Below are 16,476 nucleotides of genomic sequence, written 5' to 3'. Positions count from 1 at the left end.
GAGGGTTTCAACCCCGACCGGGCGTTACCGGCAACGCCCGGTCGGGGCTGAAGCCCCTCCCACGGAGACAGCGTGGGCGATCGCCGCGCTCAGCCCTTCTTGCTCGCCACCCAGCGCTCGATCTTCTCCTGCAGCACGTCCAGCGGCACCGAGCCGTCCTTCAGGATCTCGGCATGGAACTCGCGGATGTCGAACTTGGCGCCGAGCTGGGTGCGGGCGTAGTCGCGCAGTTGCAGGATCTTCATCTCGCCGATCTTGTAGGACAGCGCCTGCCCGGGGATGGCCATGTAGCGCTCGGCTTCGGCCTCGGCATCGGTGCGGCTGGTGGCCGAGTTCTCGAGCATGTAGTCGATCGCCTGCTCGCGGGTCCAGCCCTTGCTGTGCAGGCCGGTGTCCGCCACCAGGCGGATCGCGCGCCACAACTCGTTCTGCAGGTAGCCGAAGTAGTTGTACGGATCCTGGTACAGGCCCAGTTCCTTGCCCAGCGATTCGGAGTACAGGCCCCAGCCTTCGATGTAGGCGGTCTCGCCGCCGAAGCGGCGGAACTTGGGCAGGTTGCGCAGTTCCTGCTGCAGGCCGAGCTGGAAGTGATGGCCGGGAATGGCCTCGTGCAGGTACAGGTCTTCCGCGTCCCAGGTCTTGCGGCTGGGCAGGTCGTAGGTGTTGACGTAGAAGAGGCCCGGGCGCGCGCCGTCCTCGCTGGGCCGCATGTACGCGCCGGCGGCGGCCGATTGCGCGCGGTACGCTTCCACCGGGCGGATCTCGAACGCGGCCTTCGGCTTCAGCGCGAACAGGCGCGGCACCGCCGCGTCCACCCGCGTCTCCAGGCCGCGGTAGTAGTTCAGCAGTTCGTCTTCGCTCCTGAAGGTGAAGCGCTTGTCGGTCTGCATGAACTTGAAGAACTTCGGCATCGAGCCGCGGAACTTCACCTGCTTCATCACCACCTGGATCTGCGCCTGGATGCGCGCCACCTCGTCCAGGCCGATCTGGTGGATCTGCGCCGGGCCGAGGTCGGTGGTGGTGGTGCTCTGGCGCACGTTGTACGCGTACCAGTCTGCGCCGCCGGGCAGCGCGCCGACCCCGGCGGTGCTGCGCGTGGCCGGCAGGTATTCGGTGGCGATGAAGCCACGCAGCGCGCGGTAGGCCGGCATGATCCGGTATTCGATCAAGCGCTTGTAGTCGGCGCTGATGCGCTGCTTGTCGGCCTCGGGCATGTCCGCGGGCAGGTTGCGCACCGGACCCCAGAACAGGCTCTCCTCGGCGGTGGGCTTGATGATCGCGTCCAGCTGCGGCAGCACTTTTTCCATCAGCGCGCGCGGCTGCACCACGCCGGCCTTCATGCCCTCGCGCATGTTGGCGATGGCCTGGTCGAACAGCGCGGGAATGCCCAGCGCGCGCCGCGCCCAGTTGTCGTAGTCCTTGACCGTGCGGAACGGCTGCGCGCCGGTGCCCGAACCGAGCATCACCATGATGCTGCCGACGTTGTAGAACTGGTTCACCGGCTGCATCCAGCTCGGATACGTCTCCGCTTCCAGCGCGTTGCGCGCATCGCTGACGAAGATCTCGTAGCTGAGCAGGTCCTGTCCGCTCAGCCCGTCCTTGCCGATGGCCTCGGCCTTGCCCAGCCACAGCACGGTGAAAGCGTGCGACTGCTGGCGGAACGCGGGGGACAGAAAGTTGGGCAACTGGTCGTTGTAGCGGCTGTCGCCCTGGAACGTGGCCTGCAGCGGATTGAGCTTCAGCGAGGCTTCCCAGTAGTCGTCGTACAGGCGATTGAGCTGCTCGGCCCTGCTGAGCACCACCGGCGCCGGTGGCGGTCGCGGTTTCCTGGCCTTGCTGGCCTTGGTGCGGGTCTGCGCGGTCTGCTGCTTGGCGGTCTTCTTCTTGGCCGCGTCCGCCGGTGCGGCCAGCGACAGGCTCAGGACGGCGGCGACGGCGAGCGACAGCAGGCGGGGAAAGCTGGGCGGCATTGCGGGCTCCAACGACAAGCGAGCACGGGAGCTTGCCCGATCCGTACCGCGGAGGCCACCCACCGCTGCGCGCGCGGTCAGCAAAAGGACGGTACGGCGGATGGCCGCCGCCGCCGCGGCAGCGGCGCGCCGGGGGCGCGGGCCAGGCCGGGCGGTGGTCTGCGGCAGGTGCGCGGGCGCTCCCTGGGCGACCGCACGGCCGCATCGACAACGTCGCTGGCGTGCGGACAGCGCCTATGCCGAAATGCGCAGATCCGGCCGCTGCTGCGCCGGCGCGGCCGCTCCGCGCACTCAGTCGGCCGCGGCTTCCTCGCGCAGTTGCGCGGCGCGCTCGGGGCTGAGGTAGTCGGTGATCAGCCGCCGCATCAGGTACAGCAGCGGGATCAGCAGCACCGCCAGCAGCATCTTGCAGATGTAGTTGAGCGTGCTCACCGCCAGGAACAGCGGGATCGACCAGTGCTGCGGGCCGAGCACGAAGGCGATGTAGATGACCACGAAGCTGTCGATCAGCTGCGACACCGCGGTGGAGCCGGTGGCGCGCAGCCACACGTGCTTTTCGCCGGTGACGTTGCGGATGCGGTGGAACACCGCCACGTCGATCAGCTGCCCGGCCAGGAACGCGACCAGCGAGCCGGCGATGGTCCACAGGCCCTGGCCGAACACCGCTGCGAACGCGGCCTGGTAGTCCGGCACGCCCTGCGTCTGCGCCGCGCCGACCCAGAACCCGGCCGGCGCCAGCGCGATCGCGGCGAACGCGAACAGGAAGCCGTAGCCGATCAGCGCCACCGCCAGCCAGGAGATGAAGCGCACCCCGCGGCGGCCGAAGAACTCGTTGATGGTGTCGGTGAGGATGAACACCAGCGGCCACAGCAAGGTGCCGGCGGTGAAGTTCATCGAGCCGGTCTGGCCGAACAGGTTCCAGTTCAGCGGCGCGATGCCGAGGGTGTCTTCCAGCGCGAAGATCTTGACCCCGATGAATTCGGCCAGCGCGGCATTGACGCAGAAGAACGCGGCCAGGCCGATGAACAGGCGTACGGCGCGATCGTCGAGCGTGCCGTTGCGCATGCGCGTCAGCGATCCACGGTGCGGGTGAACGGCACGCTGTCCGGCGCCACCGCGCCGCCGGAGATGATGAAGCTCATCGCCTGGTCCACGCTCCAGTCGGTGGGGGTCAGCAGCTCCACCGGCACGATCTCCAGATAGCCGGAGGTCGGGTTCGGCGTGGTCGGCACGTACACCGCGGCCAGCTCGCGGCCGGTGCCCTGTTCCTTGATCACCCGCGTCACCAGGCCCACCGACTTCATGTCGCGGTGCGGGAAGTCGATCAGCACCACGCGCTGGGTGCTGCCGGGCTGGGTCTGCAGGATGTCCAGCAGCTTGCGCGCGCTGTCGTAGACCACGCTGGCCAGCGGGATGCGGCGCATGACCGCCTCGAACCAGCGCAGCAGGCGCTGCCCGATCACCCGCCGGCTGAGAATGCCGACCAGCAGGATCACCGCCAGAGTGGCGATCAGCGCGATGGTGTTCTGCACCCACAGCGCGGTGGCCCAGCCCATCTCGTGCGGGAACGAGGCGGCGATGCGCGCCGACAGCGGCAGCACCCACGGGCTGCTGATGCCCGACAGCAGCACGAACACGAACTTGACCACGACCCAGGTCAGCCAGATCGGCAGCAGGGTCAGCAGGCCGGTGAAGAACAGCCGTTGCAGGGACGGGCGGGGGTGCGGGGCGGGGGTATCGGGCGACATCCGCCTAGTGTAGCGGCGCGCCGCGCCTGCCGCTGCGCCGACGGCTAAAATGGCGCATTCCATGCAGGTGCGATTTGGCATCAGGGTGGCGAGGAGTTGCCAGGCAGCAGGCTGCAGCGATGGCGCGGTGCATGCCGGGGCGAGACCGGAGTTCGCTCGCGCACCGGCATGCCGGTCATGTCGCCCACTGCCCCTGTGCAGAAGCGGTTTCAACCGCGACGAACGAAGCGGCGGGCCGTCGGCTGCGAACAGGGTCGGGGCTGAAGCCCCTCCCACAAGGAACATGCAGCCGCTCAGGCAGCATCGCTGGCGTTCGCGCAAGCAAGGCACTGTCGCCATCCGCCGCGGATGGCCAGCGCGCCGGCTTGCGCCTGACCGCTGCTTGCGCGTGCGCGCCACCACCTCGCTGCCGGCCTTGTCCCGGACGTAGCAGGCGCGCGGCCGCGATAGGATGGACCGGTTGCCGCGTTCCGCTCGCGCCCCTCAGAACAGCAGCGCCGACATCTTGCGCCGGTAGCGGCCGACCAGGTCTTCGTCCTCGATCACCCGGAACGCGTCGATCAGCGACTTCCTGGGCAGGCCCTCCTCGAAGCTGCGGTCCTGCCGCAGCATCTCCAGGAATTGCTCCAGCGCCGCCTCGTCGTCGCCGGCGATCAGCCGCTGCACGCCCAGCAGGTAGCGCGCCTTCAGGTCGGCCGGATCCTGCGCGAGCGCCGCCTGCAGCGTCTCCAGCGGCGGCGCCGCCTGCAGCGCGCCGACGAAGCCCAGCCGCGCCCGCGCGCGCACCGCACGCTCGTCGGTGGCCAGGTTGGCCGGCAGCGCGTCGATCAGCGTCTCCGCTTCGGCGGCCGCACCGGTCTTCACCAGCGCCAGCGCCAGGTCCAGCTTCAGTTCGTCCTTGTCCGGCTCGGCGGCCACCGCCTCGCGCAGCCGCAGCACCTCGGCATGCGGGTCCAGCGGCGCGGCGGGCGCGTCTTCCTGCACCTCGGCCGGCGCCGGCAGCGGCGCGATGCCGTGCTGGGTCAGGAACTCGCGCAGCTGGCCCTCGGGCATGGCGCCGGGGAAGCCGTCCACCAGTTGCCCGTCCTTGACCAGGAACACGGTCGGCACCGAGCGGATCTGGAACGCGGCGGCGATCTGCTGCTCCTGGTCCACATCGACCTTGGCCAGCTCGAACGCGCCGTGGTACTCGGCGGCCAGCTTCTCCAGGATCGGGCTCAGGGTCTTGCACGGGCCGCACCAGGGCGCCCAGAAGTCCACCAGCACGGGGATCTGCAACGATTTCTGCAGCACCTCGGCTTCGAAGGTCTCGGTCTTGGCGTCGAAAACGTGGGGCATGTCGGACATGGGGGGCATCGTGGCTGGCGAAGAAGATTCAGTTCTATGGTGGCAGACCGGCGGCGACGCAAGGGTGCGAGCGCCGGCACCGCGCGGAGATGCTGTGGCGAACGCTGCCGTGCCCGTGGGGTGTGCCAGCCGCGGCGGCGGCGGCGATAATGGGCGCTTGGCGCGCCGCGGTGGCGTGGTGGTGCGGGTGCCGGGAGACACGATGGCGAACCGATACGATCAGGCGCTGCGCTATGCAGGGCCGTTGCTGGCGGTGGTCGCGGTGGCCGCGGTGGTGGGCTTCGGACTGGCGCTGCCGGGCTATCTGCCGTGGTCGCATCCGGTGGCGCTGCTCGGCGCCAGCGGCATCGCCCATGCCTGGGCGTTCGACCTGCTGGCCTTCGTGCTGCCCGGGGCGCTGGCGGTGGCGCTGGCGTTGCGCCTGTTGCAGCGCAGCGGCCGTGGCGCGCCCTGGTCGCTGCGCGTCGGCGGCCAGTTGCTGCTGCTGGCCGGGCTGGCCTTCGCCGGCATGGGCCTGCTGCCGCTGGACCCGGCCAACCTGGAATCGCGCGCCACCCAGTTGCATGCCAGCGCCTGGCTGCTATGGGTGGTGGCGCTGGTGGCGGCGGCCAGCCTGCTGGGCGTCGGTGCCTGGCACCCGCCCGGCGCGCGCGGCTGGGCGCGGGCCGCGCTGGCGGTGGCGCTGCTGGCCGCGCTCGGCGCGTTCGCGCTGGACGCGCTGCTGTCCGCGGCGGTGGCGCAGCGCCTGGTGTTCGCGCTGTGGTGGGCCTGGCTGGCGTTGCTGGCCTGCCGGCCCGGCCCGCACGCGCTGCTGCCTGCCGGCTGAGGCCGCCGCCGCTGCGCAATCGGCACCGGTCGCGCAGCGCGTCGAACCTGCCCGGCGCAAGGCCGCCGCGTCGCCGTCCCGCCGCGCCGAACGGCCTGGCGGACGTGGTTTTCCCGGTATCCGCCGCGTTGGCCGCCATGCGCGCGCGGCTCCCCGGGCCGAGCGCAGGCAAGCGCCGCCGGCACCGCTCGTCGCCACGATTGGAGCCGCCTGCTGCGCTGCGGTACCCTTGCCTGCTTTGTTGCCGCCTGGCCCTTGCCCGTTTCCATGTCCGCCGTCGAGCCCACCGCCTACGACCCGCAGCAGGTCGAATCGTCCGCCCAGCAGTTCTGGGACGCCACCCGCGCCTTCGAGGTCAACGAGACCTCCGACAAGCCCAAGTTCTACTGCCTGTCGATGCTGCCGTACCCGTCCGGGGCGCTGCACATGGGCCACGTGCGCAACTACACGATCGGCGACGTGATCAGCCGCTACCAGCGCATGACCGGCAAGAACGTGCTGCAGCCGATGGGCTGGGACGCGTTCGGCCTGCCCGCCGAGAACGCCGCGATCAAGAACAAGACCGCGCCGGCGAAGTGGACCTACGCCAACATCGAGCACATGCGCAGCCAGCTCAAGTCGCTGGGCTATGCGATCGACTGGTCGCGCGAATTCGCCACCTGCCGCCCCGAGTACTACGTGCACGAGCAGCGCATGTTCACCCGGCTGCTGCGCAAGGGCCTGGCCTACCGCCGCAATGCGGTGGTGAACTGGGACCCGGTCGACCAGACCGTGCTGGCCAACGAGCAGGTCATCGACGGCCGCGGCTGGCGTTCCGGCGCGCTGGTGGAGAAGCGCGAGATCCCGCAGTGGTTCCTGCGCATCACCGACTACGCGCAGGAGCTGCTCGACGGCCTGGACCAGCTGCCGGGCTGGCCGGAGTCGGTCAAGACCATGCAGCGCAACTGGATCGGCCGTTCCGAAGGGCTGGAGATCCAGTTCGAGGTGCGCGACGCCGATGGCGCCGCGCTGGATCCGCTGCGCGTGTTCACCACGCGCCCGGACACGCTGATGGGGGTGACCTTCGTCTCCATCGCCAGCGAGCATCCGCTGGCGCTGCATGCGGCCAGGTCCAACCCGCAGCTGGCCGCGCTGCTGGCCGATCTGAAGCAGGGCGGGGTGTCCGAGGCGGAACTGGAGACCCAGGAAAAGCGCGGCATGGACACCGGCCTGGTGGCGGTGCATCCGGTCAGCGGCGAGCGGGTCCCGGTGTGGGTCGCCAACTTCGTGCTGATGGGCTACGGCACCGGCGCGGTGATGGCGGTGCCCGGCCACGACCAGCGCGATTTCGAGTTCGCCAACAAGTACGCGCTGCCGATCCGCCAGGTGATCGCGCTGAAGGCGCCGAAGCACGACGACGAGCGCCATTACGATGCCACCCGCTGGCAGGACTGGTACGGCGACAAGAGCCGCGAGCTGGAGCTGGTCAACTCGGCCGAGTTCGACGGCCTGGACCACCACGGCGCGTTCGAGGCGCTGGCCGAGCGCTTCGAGCGCAAGGGCCAGGGCCAGCGCCGCATCAACTACCGCCTGCGCGACTGGGGCGTCAGCCGCCAGCGCTACTGGGGCTGCCCGATCCCAGTGATCTACTGCACCAGCTGCGGCGCGGTGCCGGTGCCGGAAGACCAGCTGCCGGTGCTGCTGCCGGAGAACGTGGCGCTGAGCGGCACCGGTTCGCCGCTGAAGACCGATCCGGAATGGCGCAAGACCACCTGCCCGCAGTGCGGCGCGGCGGCCGAGCGCGAGACCGATACCTTCGACACCTTCATGGAGTCGAGCTGGTACTACGCGCGCTACACCTCGCCCGGCGCCAAGGACATGGTCGACAAGCGCGGCAACTACTGGCTGCCGGTGGACCAGTACATCGGCGGCATCGAGCACGCGATCCTGCACCTGATGTACTTCCGCTTCTTCCACAAGCTGCTGCGCGACGCGCGCCTGGTCGACAGCGACGAGCCGGCGACCAACCTGCTGACCCAGGGCATGGTGATCGCCGAGACCTACTACCGCGACAACGGCGACGGCTCCAGGGAGTGGATCAACCCGGCCGAGGTCGACGTGCAGCGCGACGAGCGCGGCCGCATCGTCGGCGCCAGCCTGATCGCCGACGGTGCGCCGGTGCAGATCGGCGGCACCGAGAAGATGGCCAAGTCCAAGAACAACGGCGTGGACCCGCAGGCGATGGTCGGCAAGTACGGCGCCGACACGGTGCGCCTGTTCTCGATGTTCGCCGCGCCGCCGGAGCAGTCGCTGGAGTGGAACGAGGCCGGCGTGGACGGCATGGCGCGGTTCCTGCGCCGGCTGTGGGCGCAGGTGCACCGGCACGCCGCCGACGGCGCCGCCCCGGCGCTGGACCCGGCCGCGCTGGGCGCCGAGCACAAGGCGCTGCGGCGCAAGACCCACGAGACCATCGGCAAGGTCGCCGACGACTACGGCCGCCGCCACAGCTTCAACACCGCCATCGCCGCGGTGATGGAGCTGACCAATGCACTGGCCAGGTTCGACGACGTCGGTGCGCAGGGCCGCGCAGTGCGCCAGGAAGCGCTGGAAGCGGCGGTGCTGCTGCTCAACCCGATCACCCCGCATGCCAGCCACGCGCTGTGGCAGGCGCTGGGGCATGCGCCGACGCTGCTGGAAGACCTGCCGTTCCCGCAGCCGGACCCGGCCGCGCTGGTGCGCGACGCGCTGACCCTGGCGGTGCAGGTCAACGGCAAGCTGCGCGGCACCATCGAGGTCGCGGCCGACGCCCCGCGCGAGCAGATCGAGGCGCTGGCCCAGGCCGAGCCGAACACCGCCAAGTTCCTGGAAGGCCTGAGCGTCCGCAAGATCATCATCGTGCCGGGCAAGATCGTGAACCTGGTGGCGGCGTGAACCGCGGCGCTGCAGGCGCAAGCGACGCGGCGGCGCTACATCCGCCGGCGCGCGCTTCGGCACGTCTCAACCCTCGTTCACGCGGCATCCGGCAGGCTAGCTGCCTGTTGCCGCGCCCAGCCGGCTCCCCCAGACTGTGTCCATGACCCGACTCCTGCTCGCCCTCGTCCTCGCGACGACCCTGACCGCCTGCGGCTTCCACCTGCGCGACAAGCTGACCCTGCCGGCCGGCACGCCCTCGGTGAAGGTGGTCTCCTCGGCGCCGTACAGCGAGCTGGTGAAGCTGCTCGAGCGCGGCCTGCGCGCCGCCGGCGCGGAGATCGCGCCGAAAGAGGTCAACACCGGCGTGGCGCGCCTGGAAGTGCTGTCCGAACGCTGGGGCGACCTGCCGATCGCGCTCGACGCCGAGGGCCGCGCGCAGGAATACAGCCTGCGCTACGCGGCGATCTTCGTGTTCCGCCGCGCCGACGGCAGCGTGCTGGTGCCGCAGCAGGTGATCGAGCTGTCGCGCGACTACGTGTCGCCGCCGACCGACGCCACCGGCACCACCACCGAGCGCGAGATCCTCGCCGACGAACTGCGCCGCGAGATGTCGGCCTCGATGCTGCGCCGGATTGACAGCGTGGTGCGCGCCGAAGTGCGCAGCGGCAAGAACGTCAACGAGGCGCCGCCTGCCGCCACCGGCACGCCGGTCGAAGGCAAGCCGGATCCCGGCACGCCGCCGGCGACCTCGCCGCAGCCTTGATCCGTCGGCCACCGCCCGCCGCCCGCCGCTCGCCCGTATGGGGTGATCCGCTGGCGGCGCGCAACAGGCCCTAGGCTGTCGCCATGGAATTGCGTCCCGAACAACTCGTCACCCAGCCGGCCGCGCAGCCGCTGCATCCGGTCTATCTGATCGCCGGCCCGGAAACCCTGCGCGTGCTCGAGGCCGCCGACGCGGTGCGCGCCCGCGCGCGCGCCGAAGGCATCGGCGAGCGCGAGGTGTTCGACGCCGACGGCCGCGAGTTCGACTGGAGCCAGCTGTATTCCAGCTTCAATGCGCCCAGCCTGTTCAGCCCGCGCCGGCTGATCGAACTGCGCCTGCCCAGCGGCAAGCCCGGCAAGGAAGGCGGCGAGGTGATCAGTGCGTTCTGCGCCGATCCGCCGCCGGACGTGGTGCTACTGATCACCTGCAACGAATGGAGCAAGGCGCACCAGGGCAAGTGGGCCGATGCGGTCGGCCGGCTCGGGGTGATCGCGGTGGCCTGGGCGATCAAGCCGCACGAACTGGGCGACTGGATCGAGCGCCGCCTGCGCAGCAAGGGCCTGCGTGCCGATGCCGGCGCGGTGCAGCGCCTGGCCGAGCGGGTCGAAGGCAATCTGCTGGCCGCCGCGCAGGAGATCGACAAGCTGGCGCTGCTGGCCGACGGGCAGAGCCTGGACGTGGCTATGATGGAAACGCTGGTCGCCGATGCCGCGCGCTACGACGTGTTCCGTCTGGCCGAAGCCACCCTGGCCGGGCAGGCGCCGGCGGTCGGGCGCATGCTCGCCGGGCTGCGCGCCGAAGGCGAGGCGGTGGCCGCGCTGCTGCCGATCCTGATCAAGGAACTGCTGCGCACCGCGGCGCTGGCCAAGGTGCAGGCGGCCGGCGGCAACCTGGCCGCGGAAATGAAGGGGCAGGGCATCTGGGAATCGCGCCAGGCGCCGTTCAAGCGCGCCCTGCAGCGGCATGCCGAACCGCGCCGCTGGGAGCGCTTCGCCGCCGAGGCCGGACGCATCGACCGCATCGCCAAGGGCCGCGCCGACGGCGACGCCTGGATCGCACTGGAGCGCCTGCTGCTGGCCATCGCCGAGGCGCGGGCGGTGCGGTTGTTGGTGGTATGAAGGCCGGGAGTGGGGAATCGGGAATCGGGAATGGGAACAGCGGTGCTGCGACCGTGCCGGCCGCGCGCCAGGTGGCGGCTGTGGCTGTTGCCGATTCCCGATTCCCGATTCCCGATTCCCGGCCACTGCAGCTGATCTACGGCGGCACCTTCGACCCCATCCACAACGGCCACCTGGCGATCGCGCGGGCGGGGCGCGATGCGTTCGGGGTGCCGGTGCGGCTGATGCCGGCCGCCGATCCGCCGCATCGCGAGGCGCCCGGTGCCAATGCGCGGCAGCGCTGCGAGATGCTGGCGCTGGCCATCGCTGGCGAACCGGGGCTGCTGCTGGACCGGCACGAGCTGCAGCGCGCGCTGGCGCAGCCGGGCGTGGCCTCGTACAGCATCGACACGGTGCGCGAACTGCGTGCCGAGCTCGGCGCCGCCGCGCCACTGGCGCTGCTGATCGGCGCCGACAGCTTCGTCGGCTTCACCGGCTGGCGCGACTGGCGCAGCCTGCTCGACGCGGCGCATCTGGTCGTCGCCGACCGCGCCGGCAGCGGCTGGGAGCGCGCCTTGCCGGCCGAACTGGCGCAGGCGCTGGCCGGGCGCTGGGCGGCGTCGCCGCAGGCGCTGGCCGGCGCGCCGGGCGGCCTGCTGTGGTGCCTGCGGCAGCCGCTGCGCACCGAATCGGCCAGCCAGGTGCGTGAGCGCATCGCCGCCGGCGAGGACTGGGCGGCGCTGCTGCCGGCCCCGGTGGCGGACTACATCCGCGCCGCCGGACTGTATGCGCCGGCCGCCGCGTCCGCCAGCTGAATACGCGCCTTCGCGTAGTTCCCTATAATTCGCCCATTCCATCGAGTCCGCACCTTTGTCCAGCCAAGCCCACGTCATCAAGACCCAACTGCCCAATCCGCCGCCGCCGTTGCCGGTGCTGCTCGCCCACGTCCGCAACGCGCTGGAGGAACTCAAGGCCAAGGACGCGGTGGAAATCGACGTGCGCGGCAAGTCCAGCGTCACTGACTACATGATCGTCGTCTCCGGCACCTCCACCCGCCACGTCAAGTCGATCGCCGAGGAGGTGATCAAGCACGCCAAGAAGCTGGACGTGATGCCGCTGGGCGTGGAAGGCGAGCGCGAGGCCGAGTGGGTGCTGGTCGATCTCGGCGACGTGGTGGTGCACGTGATGCTGCCGCGGGTGCGCGAGTTCTATGCGCTGGAGCGGCTGTGGACGGTCGGCGACCAGCCGCCGAGCGAGGCGGACGACGGCGTGCGCGATGCCTAAGCGACACGCTGTGCCGCGCGCCGGCGCCGACGCTGCGCAGTCCGTGCAGTTGCGTGCGCAGGATGCCGCGCAGAATCGCACCACGCCGGGGCGCAAGCGCTTCGACGCGCTGGTCCAGCGCCTGGAACGCTGCCGCCTGGAGCTGGTGGCGTGGCGCGAGGCGCTGCCGCGCTGGGAGCAGCGCTTTCACGAACAGGTCGAACCGCTGCTGCTGGCGCGCGATGCGGCGCAGGCGCAGATGGTGTGCGCGCTGGATGCGGCGTATGCCGCGCACAAACTGAGCAAGACCGATCGCGCCGTCTTGTCGGACACGATCTGCGAGTTGGCCGGTCCGCTGCTCGAAGACGGCGGCTTCGAGCAGCTCAAAGCGATCTACGACCGTCACAGCGAGGTCGGGTTCGACCAGGAAATCGCCGAGTCCAACACATTGCTGAAGTCGGCGATCGGTGCCGAATTCGGTCTTGCGCCCGAAGAACTGGAACATATCCAATCGCCGGAGGAGCTGTACGCGCAGGTGCAACGGCGCCTGCACGAGCAGCAGGCGCATGCGGCCGAGCGCGTGCAGAAGGCCGCAAAAAGCCGCCGTGCCGGCGTGCGCAAGGCGCAGGAGACCGCGTTTGATCCGCAGCAGTCGCGGCGCGAGCTGTACCGCAAGCTGGTCGCCGCGCTGCATCCGGACCGCGAGAGCGATCCGCAGCAGCGCGAGCGCAAGACCGAACTGATGCAGCGCCTCAACAGCGCTTATCGCGGCGACGATCTGCTGGCGCTGCTGGAACTGCAACTGGAGATCGGCCAGCTGGATCGGGCCGGGATCGCGGCGCTGAGCGAGGAGCGCATCCAGCACTACAACCGGATGCTGGCCACGCAGCTGAAAGAGGTGGAGCAGGAACTGGCGCAGGTCGCCGCGGTCTTCATGGACAGGTACGACGTGTATGCCGCGCGCCGGCCGAAGCCGCAGCGCCTCGACCCGCTGATGGCGCAGATCAAACGCCAACTGCAGGACGAGATCGAAGGATTCGCCGAAGAACTGCGCTATCTGCAGCAGGCGTCCACGCTCAAGCAATGGCTCAAGCTGCAGCGCGCGCGCAGCGCCGAGCAAGAGCGCCATGCGGCGCTGATGGAGTTCGCCTTTTCCGCCGAGCGCTGGTAGCGCTGGTGATGCGCATGGCACATGGCGGGCAGCGCGGGCCGGGCGCACCGCAGCGATGAGGGCGCGGCTCATCGCCACCGGCGAACGCGCCCCCGCGTGGGTGGCGCAGGGCTTCGCCGAATACCGCAAGCGCCTGTCGCACTGGCTGCCGCTGGAACTGGTCGAGATCGAACCCGGGCTGCGCGGCAAGGGCCGCGATGCGCAGCGCGCGATCGAGGACGAAGGCCGCCGCGTGCTCGCCGCGCTGCCGAAGAACGCGCTGGCGGTGGCGCTGGACGTGCCGGGCAAGGCGTACAGTTCCGAACAGCTGGCGCAGCGCATGGAGCATTGGCGCGGCCAGGGCCGCGACCTGGCGCTGCTGATCGGCGGTCCCGAAGGCCATTCGCCCGAGGTGCTGGCGGTGGCCGGTGAATCCTGGTCGCTGGGTCCGCTGACCCTGCCGCACATGCTGGTGCGCCTGGTCGTGGCCGAACAGCTGTACCGCGCCGCGGCGATGCTGGCCAACCATCCCTACCATCGCGCGTGATCGTTCGATTCGGCTGATTCGCCCGGCGCCGTGCACGACGCGCCGGCTGCGCATCGCCGGCAGCATCGGCGCGCACAAAAAAGCCCGGGCGTGCGCCCGGGCTTTTTTGTGTATCGCAACGCGTTCGATCAGTTGAACGTGTACTTCGCGCCCACGGTGAAGTAGCGGCCGATCGCGCCGCTGTAGTGCAGCGGGTTGTAGTTGACCGCACCGTAGGTGGACGGATCCAGCGGTGCGATGCGATCGAACACGTTCTGCACCGAGGCATTGAGTTCGAACGCGGCGGTGACGTTCCAGCGGCCGGACAGGTCGAAGGTGGTGAACGAGGCGATCTTCTCGACCGGGCTGCCGTCGGCATAGAACGCCAGGTAGTCGCCGCCACGGCTGTCCTTGTTCTCGATGCTGGCGATGTAGTTGACCACGCCGCTGACGCTCCAGCTGCCCTGCTTCCAGGTGCTGCCGACGTTGACCCGGTCCTGCGGGGTGCCGATGCAGTTGGTCACGTCGCAGTTGCCGTGGGTGCCGACGTAGTCGACCGTGGTGTCGCCTTCGGTCCGCTCGAACTTGAGCAGATGGCTCCACTGCAGGTCCATTTCCAGCTGGCCCGGACCGATGTCGAAGGTCTGGCGGATGTCGGTATCGACGCCGCGCACGCGCGAGGAGTTGGCATTCACGTAGGCGGTGTTGACCGCCAGGATGGTGCCGCTGTTGGCCACGCCGCCGATGTCGTTGCTGTCGCGCAGGACGTTGCCGGCGGCGATCGCGTCGGCGGTGCTGCCCTGGGCGATCTCGTTGGTGCGCTTGATCTGCCACGCATCCACGGTCAGCGAGGTGCTGGCGGTCGGCTGCAGCACGAAGCCCACCGAGTAGCTCTTCGACTCTTCCGGCTTCAGCGCCGGGTTCGGGCGGGTGATGATCGCCACCGAGCGCGCGGTGCACTCGTTGGCCGGATCGATCGCGCAGCGCACCGGATCGCGCGCGTTGGAGAACGCGGCCAGGCCGCCGTCGCCGTTCTCGGCCGGGTTCGGCGCGCGGAAGCCCTCGGCGTAGCTGGCGCGCAGGGCGATCCAGTCGGCCGGGGTCCACTTCACGCCCAGCTTCGGCGTGGCCTTGCTGTCGCCGCTCTCGTACTTGTCGTAGCGCACCGCCGCGGACAGTTCCAACTGCTCCAGCACCGGCGCCGACAACTCGGCATAGGCGGCGTAGACGTTCTGGGTGCCGTCGTAGGACGAGTAGCCCAGGCCGATGATGTCGCCGACGTCGGTGTAGGTCTGCGGGGTCAGGCTGTTGCTGGTGCGGCGCCATTCGGTGCCCAGCGCCAGGCCCAGCGGGCCGCCCTGCAGGTCGGCCAGGCTGCGCGAGACGGTGAAGTTGAACATGTCCAGACTGGACTTGGCGCGCGCGCTGATGGTCGGCGAGATGTAGTCGTACAGCGCCTGCGAGTTCAGCCCGGCGTCGTCGCCGATGCGCCAGGTGCCGGCCGCGCAGGCCGGGTTGCCGAGCACGCATTGCACCGCGCTGTAGCGCAGATAGCCGGTGCGCTTGTTGACCAGGTCGGTGCCCGAATGCAGGTAGGCGGTGTCGTAGCTCCACTCGCCCCAGTTGCCCTTGACCCCGGCCAGGAAGCGGTTGAACTCGTTGGTGTTGTCGGTCACCCGCGGACCCACGTCCCAGGCGCTGTAGCGCAGGCGCGCGGCATAGGGCAGGGGATTGTCGGGATGGCCGGCGTAGAGCACGGTGGCGCCGGCGCCGCTGTTGGCGTTGACCGGGCCGCCGGGATAGCCCCAGCCGCCGGACACGCCCGACGGGGTGTTGGAGAACACGGTTTCCTTCTTCGAGTAGCCGATCTCGGTGTAGATCTCGCCGCCCTCGCCGAAGGCGAAGCTGGCGCGGCCGAACACGTTGACGTACTTCTCTTCCGGGCTCAGGTCGCGGTACTGTTGGGCCGGATCCCACAGGCAGCCCTGGGCCTGGGCGGTGGCATCGGTCTGGCCGGGAATGGTGGTCAGGCCGGCGCAACCGGGCAGCGCGACGAGTTGCCCGGTGGTGTCGAACACCGAGCCGTTCGGACCGGTGCCGCCGGCGGTGCCGCCGCTGAGATAGGCGCCGCCCAGGAACTGCGCATCGGCGGCGGCGTAGCCGTAGCGGCGGATGTCGCCGGTACCGATCCACTTGCGGTCCTTGCGGTCGCCGATCTTGATCGCGTCGGTCTTGCCCACGTCCAGGCTGAAGAACGCATTCCAGCCGTCGTTGGCGAGATTGCCGGTGCCGGCGGTCAGGGTCGCCTTGCGTGCGTTGCCGTCGCTGTCGCCGGACATGCCGTAGGAGCCGCGCAGGATCGCGCCTTCGAAGTCGCTGCGCAGGATGATGTTGACCACGCCGGCGATGGCGTCGGAGCCGTAGATCGCCGAGGCGCCGTCCTTCAGGATGTCGATCCGCTCGACCGCGTCCAGCGGAATGGTGCTCAGGTCGGTGAACACCTTCTGGCCGTCGTCGGCCAGGCCGTAGGTGGCCATGCGCCGGCCGTTCAACAGCACCAGGGTGGAGCCGGCGCCCAGGCCGCGCAGCGAGATGCCGGCGCCGCCGCCGGCGAAGCCGTTGCCGAAGGTCTTGGGAATCGAGCCGGCGCCGTCGGAGGTCAGGGTCTGCAGGTATTCGGCCACCGTGCTCTTGCCGGTGCGGTCGATTTCCTGGCGAGAGATCACCTGGACCGGGGACGGGGTCTCGGTGTTGGTGCGGGGGATGTTGGAGCCGGTGACGGTGATGCGGTCGAGGTTGGTTGCCGCTTCCTGTGCGAATGCGGCCGGTGCTGTGGCCGCGGTGGCAAGGATGCCGGCGACGGACGCGCAAAGGATATGGCGGCGGGTTGCACG

General features: G+C 70.0%; 13 protein-coding genes. 8 read left to right on the top strand and 5 right to left on the bottom strand.

Translation table 11 applies throughout. The features are described 5' to 3' along the window. Positions 1 to 89: 89 nt before the first annotated feature. From FZ025_RS20605 to trxA, 4 genes are all read right to left on the bottom strand, one after another. A complete protein-coding gene (locus tag FZ025_RS20605; protein WP_046978271.1) occupies positions 90 to 1,970 on the bottom strand; it encodes a DUF885 domain-containing protein in 1,881 nt (626 codons plus the stop codon). A gap of 291 nt (positions 1,971 to 2,261) precedes the next feature. Continuing rightward, complete coding sequence (locus FZ025_RS20600; protein WP_046978272.1) at positions 2,262 to 3,035, bottom strand: queuosine precursor transporter; 774 nt, start codon at positions 3,033 to 3,035, stop codon at positions 2,262 to 2,264. Between the two features lie 5 nt (positions 3,036 to 3,040). Then, positions 3,041 to 3,718, bottom strand: a complete 678-nt coding sequence (locus tag FZ025_RS20595) for a DUF502 domain-containing protein (RefSeq protein WP_104558700.1) — start codon at positions 3,716 to 3,718, stop codon at positions 3,041 to 3,043. A gap of 483 nt (positions 3,719 to 4,201) precedes the next feature. Further along, positions 4,202 to 5,065, bottom strand: a complete 864-nt coding sequence (trxA, locus tag FZ025_RS20590; protein WP_046979849.1) for a thioredoxin — start codon at positions 5,063 to 5,065, stop codon at positions 4,202 to 4,204. A gap of 202 nt (positions 5,066 to 5,267) precedes the next feature. Between trxA and FZ025_RS20585 the strand changes: the two genes are divergently transcribed. The 8 genes from FZ025_RS20585 (at position 5,268) to rlmH (ending at position 13,603) form a co-directional block, all read left to right on the top strand. Continuing rightward, entirely contained in the window at positions 5,268 to 5,891 is a 624-nt protein-coding gene (locus FZ025_RS20585) for a DUF998 domain-containing protein (protein ID WP_046979852.1), read from the top strand. A gap of 267 nt (positions 5,892 to 6,158) precedes the next feature. Then, on the top strand, positions 6,159 to 8,801 hold the full coding sequence (gene leuS / locus FZ025_RS20580) for a leucine--tRNA ligase (RefSeq protein WP_104558701.1): 2,643 nt from the start codon (positions 6,159 to 6,161) through the stop codon (positions 8,799 to 8,801). Positions 8,802 to 8,943: 142 nt separating this feature from the next. Next, a complete protein-coding gene (locus FZ025_RS20575) occupies positions 8,944 to 9,546 on the top strand; it encodes an LPS-assembly lipoprotein LptE (RefSeq protein WP_046979847.1) in 603 nt (200 codons plus the stop codon). Positions 9,547 to 9,629: 83 nt separating this feature from the next. Further along, entirely contained in the window at positions 9,630 to 10,664 is a 1,035-nt protein-coding gene (gene holA / locus FZ025_RS20570) for a DNA polymerase III subunit delta (protein WP_046979846.1), read from the top strand. Then, complete coding sequence (nadD, locus tag FZ025_RS20565) at positions 10,661 to 11,458, top strand: nicotinate-nucleotide adenylyltransferase (RefSeq protein WP_104558702.1); 798 nt, start codon at positions 10,661 to 10,663, stop codon at positions 11,456 to 11,458. Before holA ends, nadD begins: the two co-directional genes overlap by 4 nt. Positions 11,459 to 11,513: 55 nt before the next feature. Further along, positions 11,514 to 11,927 (top strand): ribosome silencing factor, encoded by a 414-nt coding sequence (rsfS, locus tag FZ025_RS20560; RefSeq protein WP_046979845.1) that lies wholly within the window; start codon positions 11,514 to 11,516, stop codon positions 11,925 to 11,927. Further along, complete coding sequence (locus FZ025_RS20555) at positions 11,920 to 13,077, top strand: J domain-containing protein (RefSeq protein WP_046979844.1); 1,158 nt, start codon at positions 11,920 to 11,922, stop codon at positions 13,075 to 13,077. Before rsfS ends, FZ025_RS20555 begins: the two co-directional genes overlap by 8 nt. Positions 13,078 to 13,132: 55 nt before the next feature. Next, a complete protein-coding gene (gene rlmH, locus FZ025_RS20550; protein WP_046979843.1) occupies positions 13,133 to 13,603 on the top strand; it encodes a 23S rRNA (pseudouridine(1915)-N(3))-methyltransferase RlmH in 471 nt (156 codons plus the stop codon). A gap of 128 nt (positions 13,604 to 13,731) precedes the next feature. On the opposite strand, the gene FZ025_RS20545 is transcribed toward rlmH, so the two are convergent. Beyond that, positions 13,732 to 16,458, bottom strand: coding sequence for a TonB-dependent receptor (locus FZ025_RS20545; protein WP_244292557.1), 2,727 nt, complete (start codon positions 16,456 to 16,458; stop codon positions 13,732 to 13,734). Positions 16,459 to 16,476 lie beyond the last annotated feature (18 nt).

The organism is Xanthomonas hyacinthi (genome assembly GCF_009769165.1).
GTDB lineage: Bacteria > Pseudomonadota > Gammaproteobacteria > Xanthomonadales > Xanthomonadaceae > Xanthomonas_A > Xanthomonas_A hyacinthi.
Note: the sequence above shows the minus strand (reverse complement) of the source record. Positions and strands in the feature narration are given on the sequence as shown.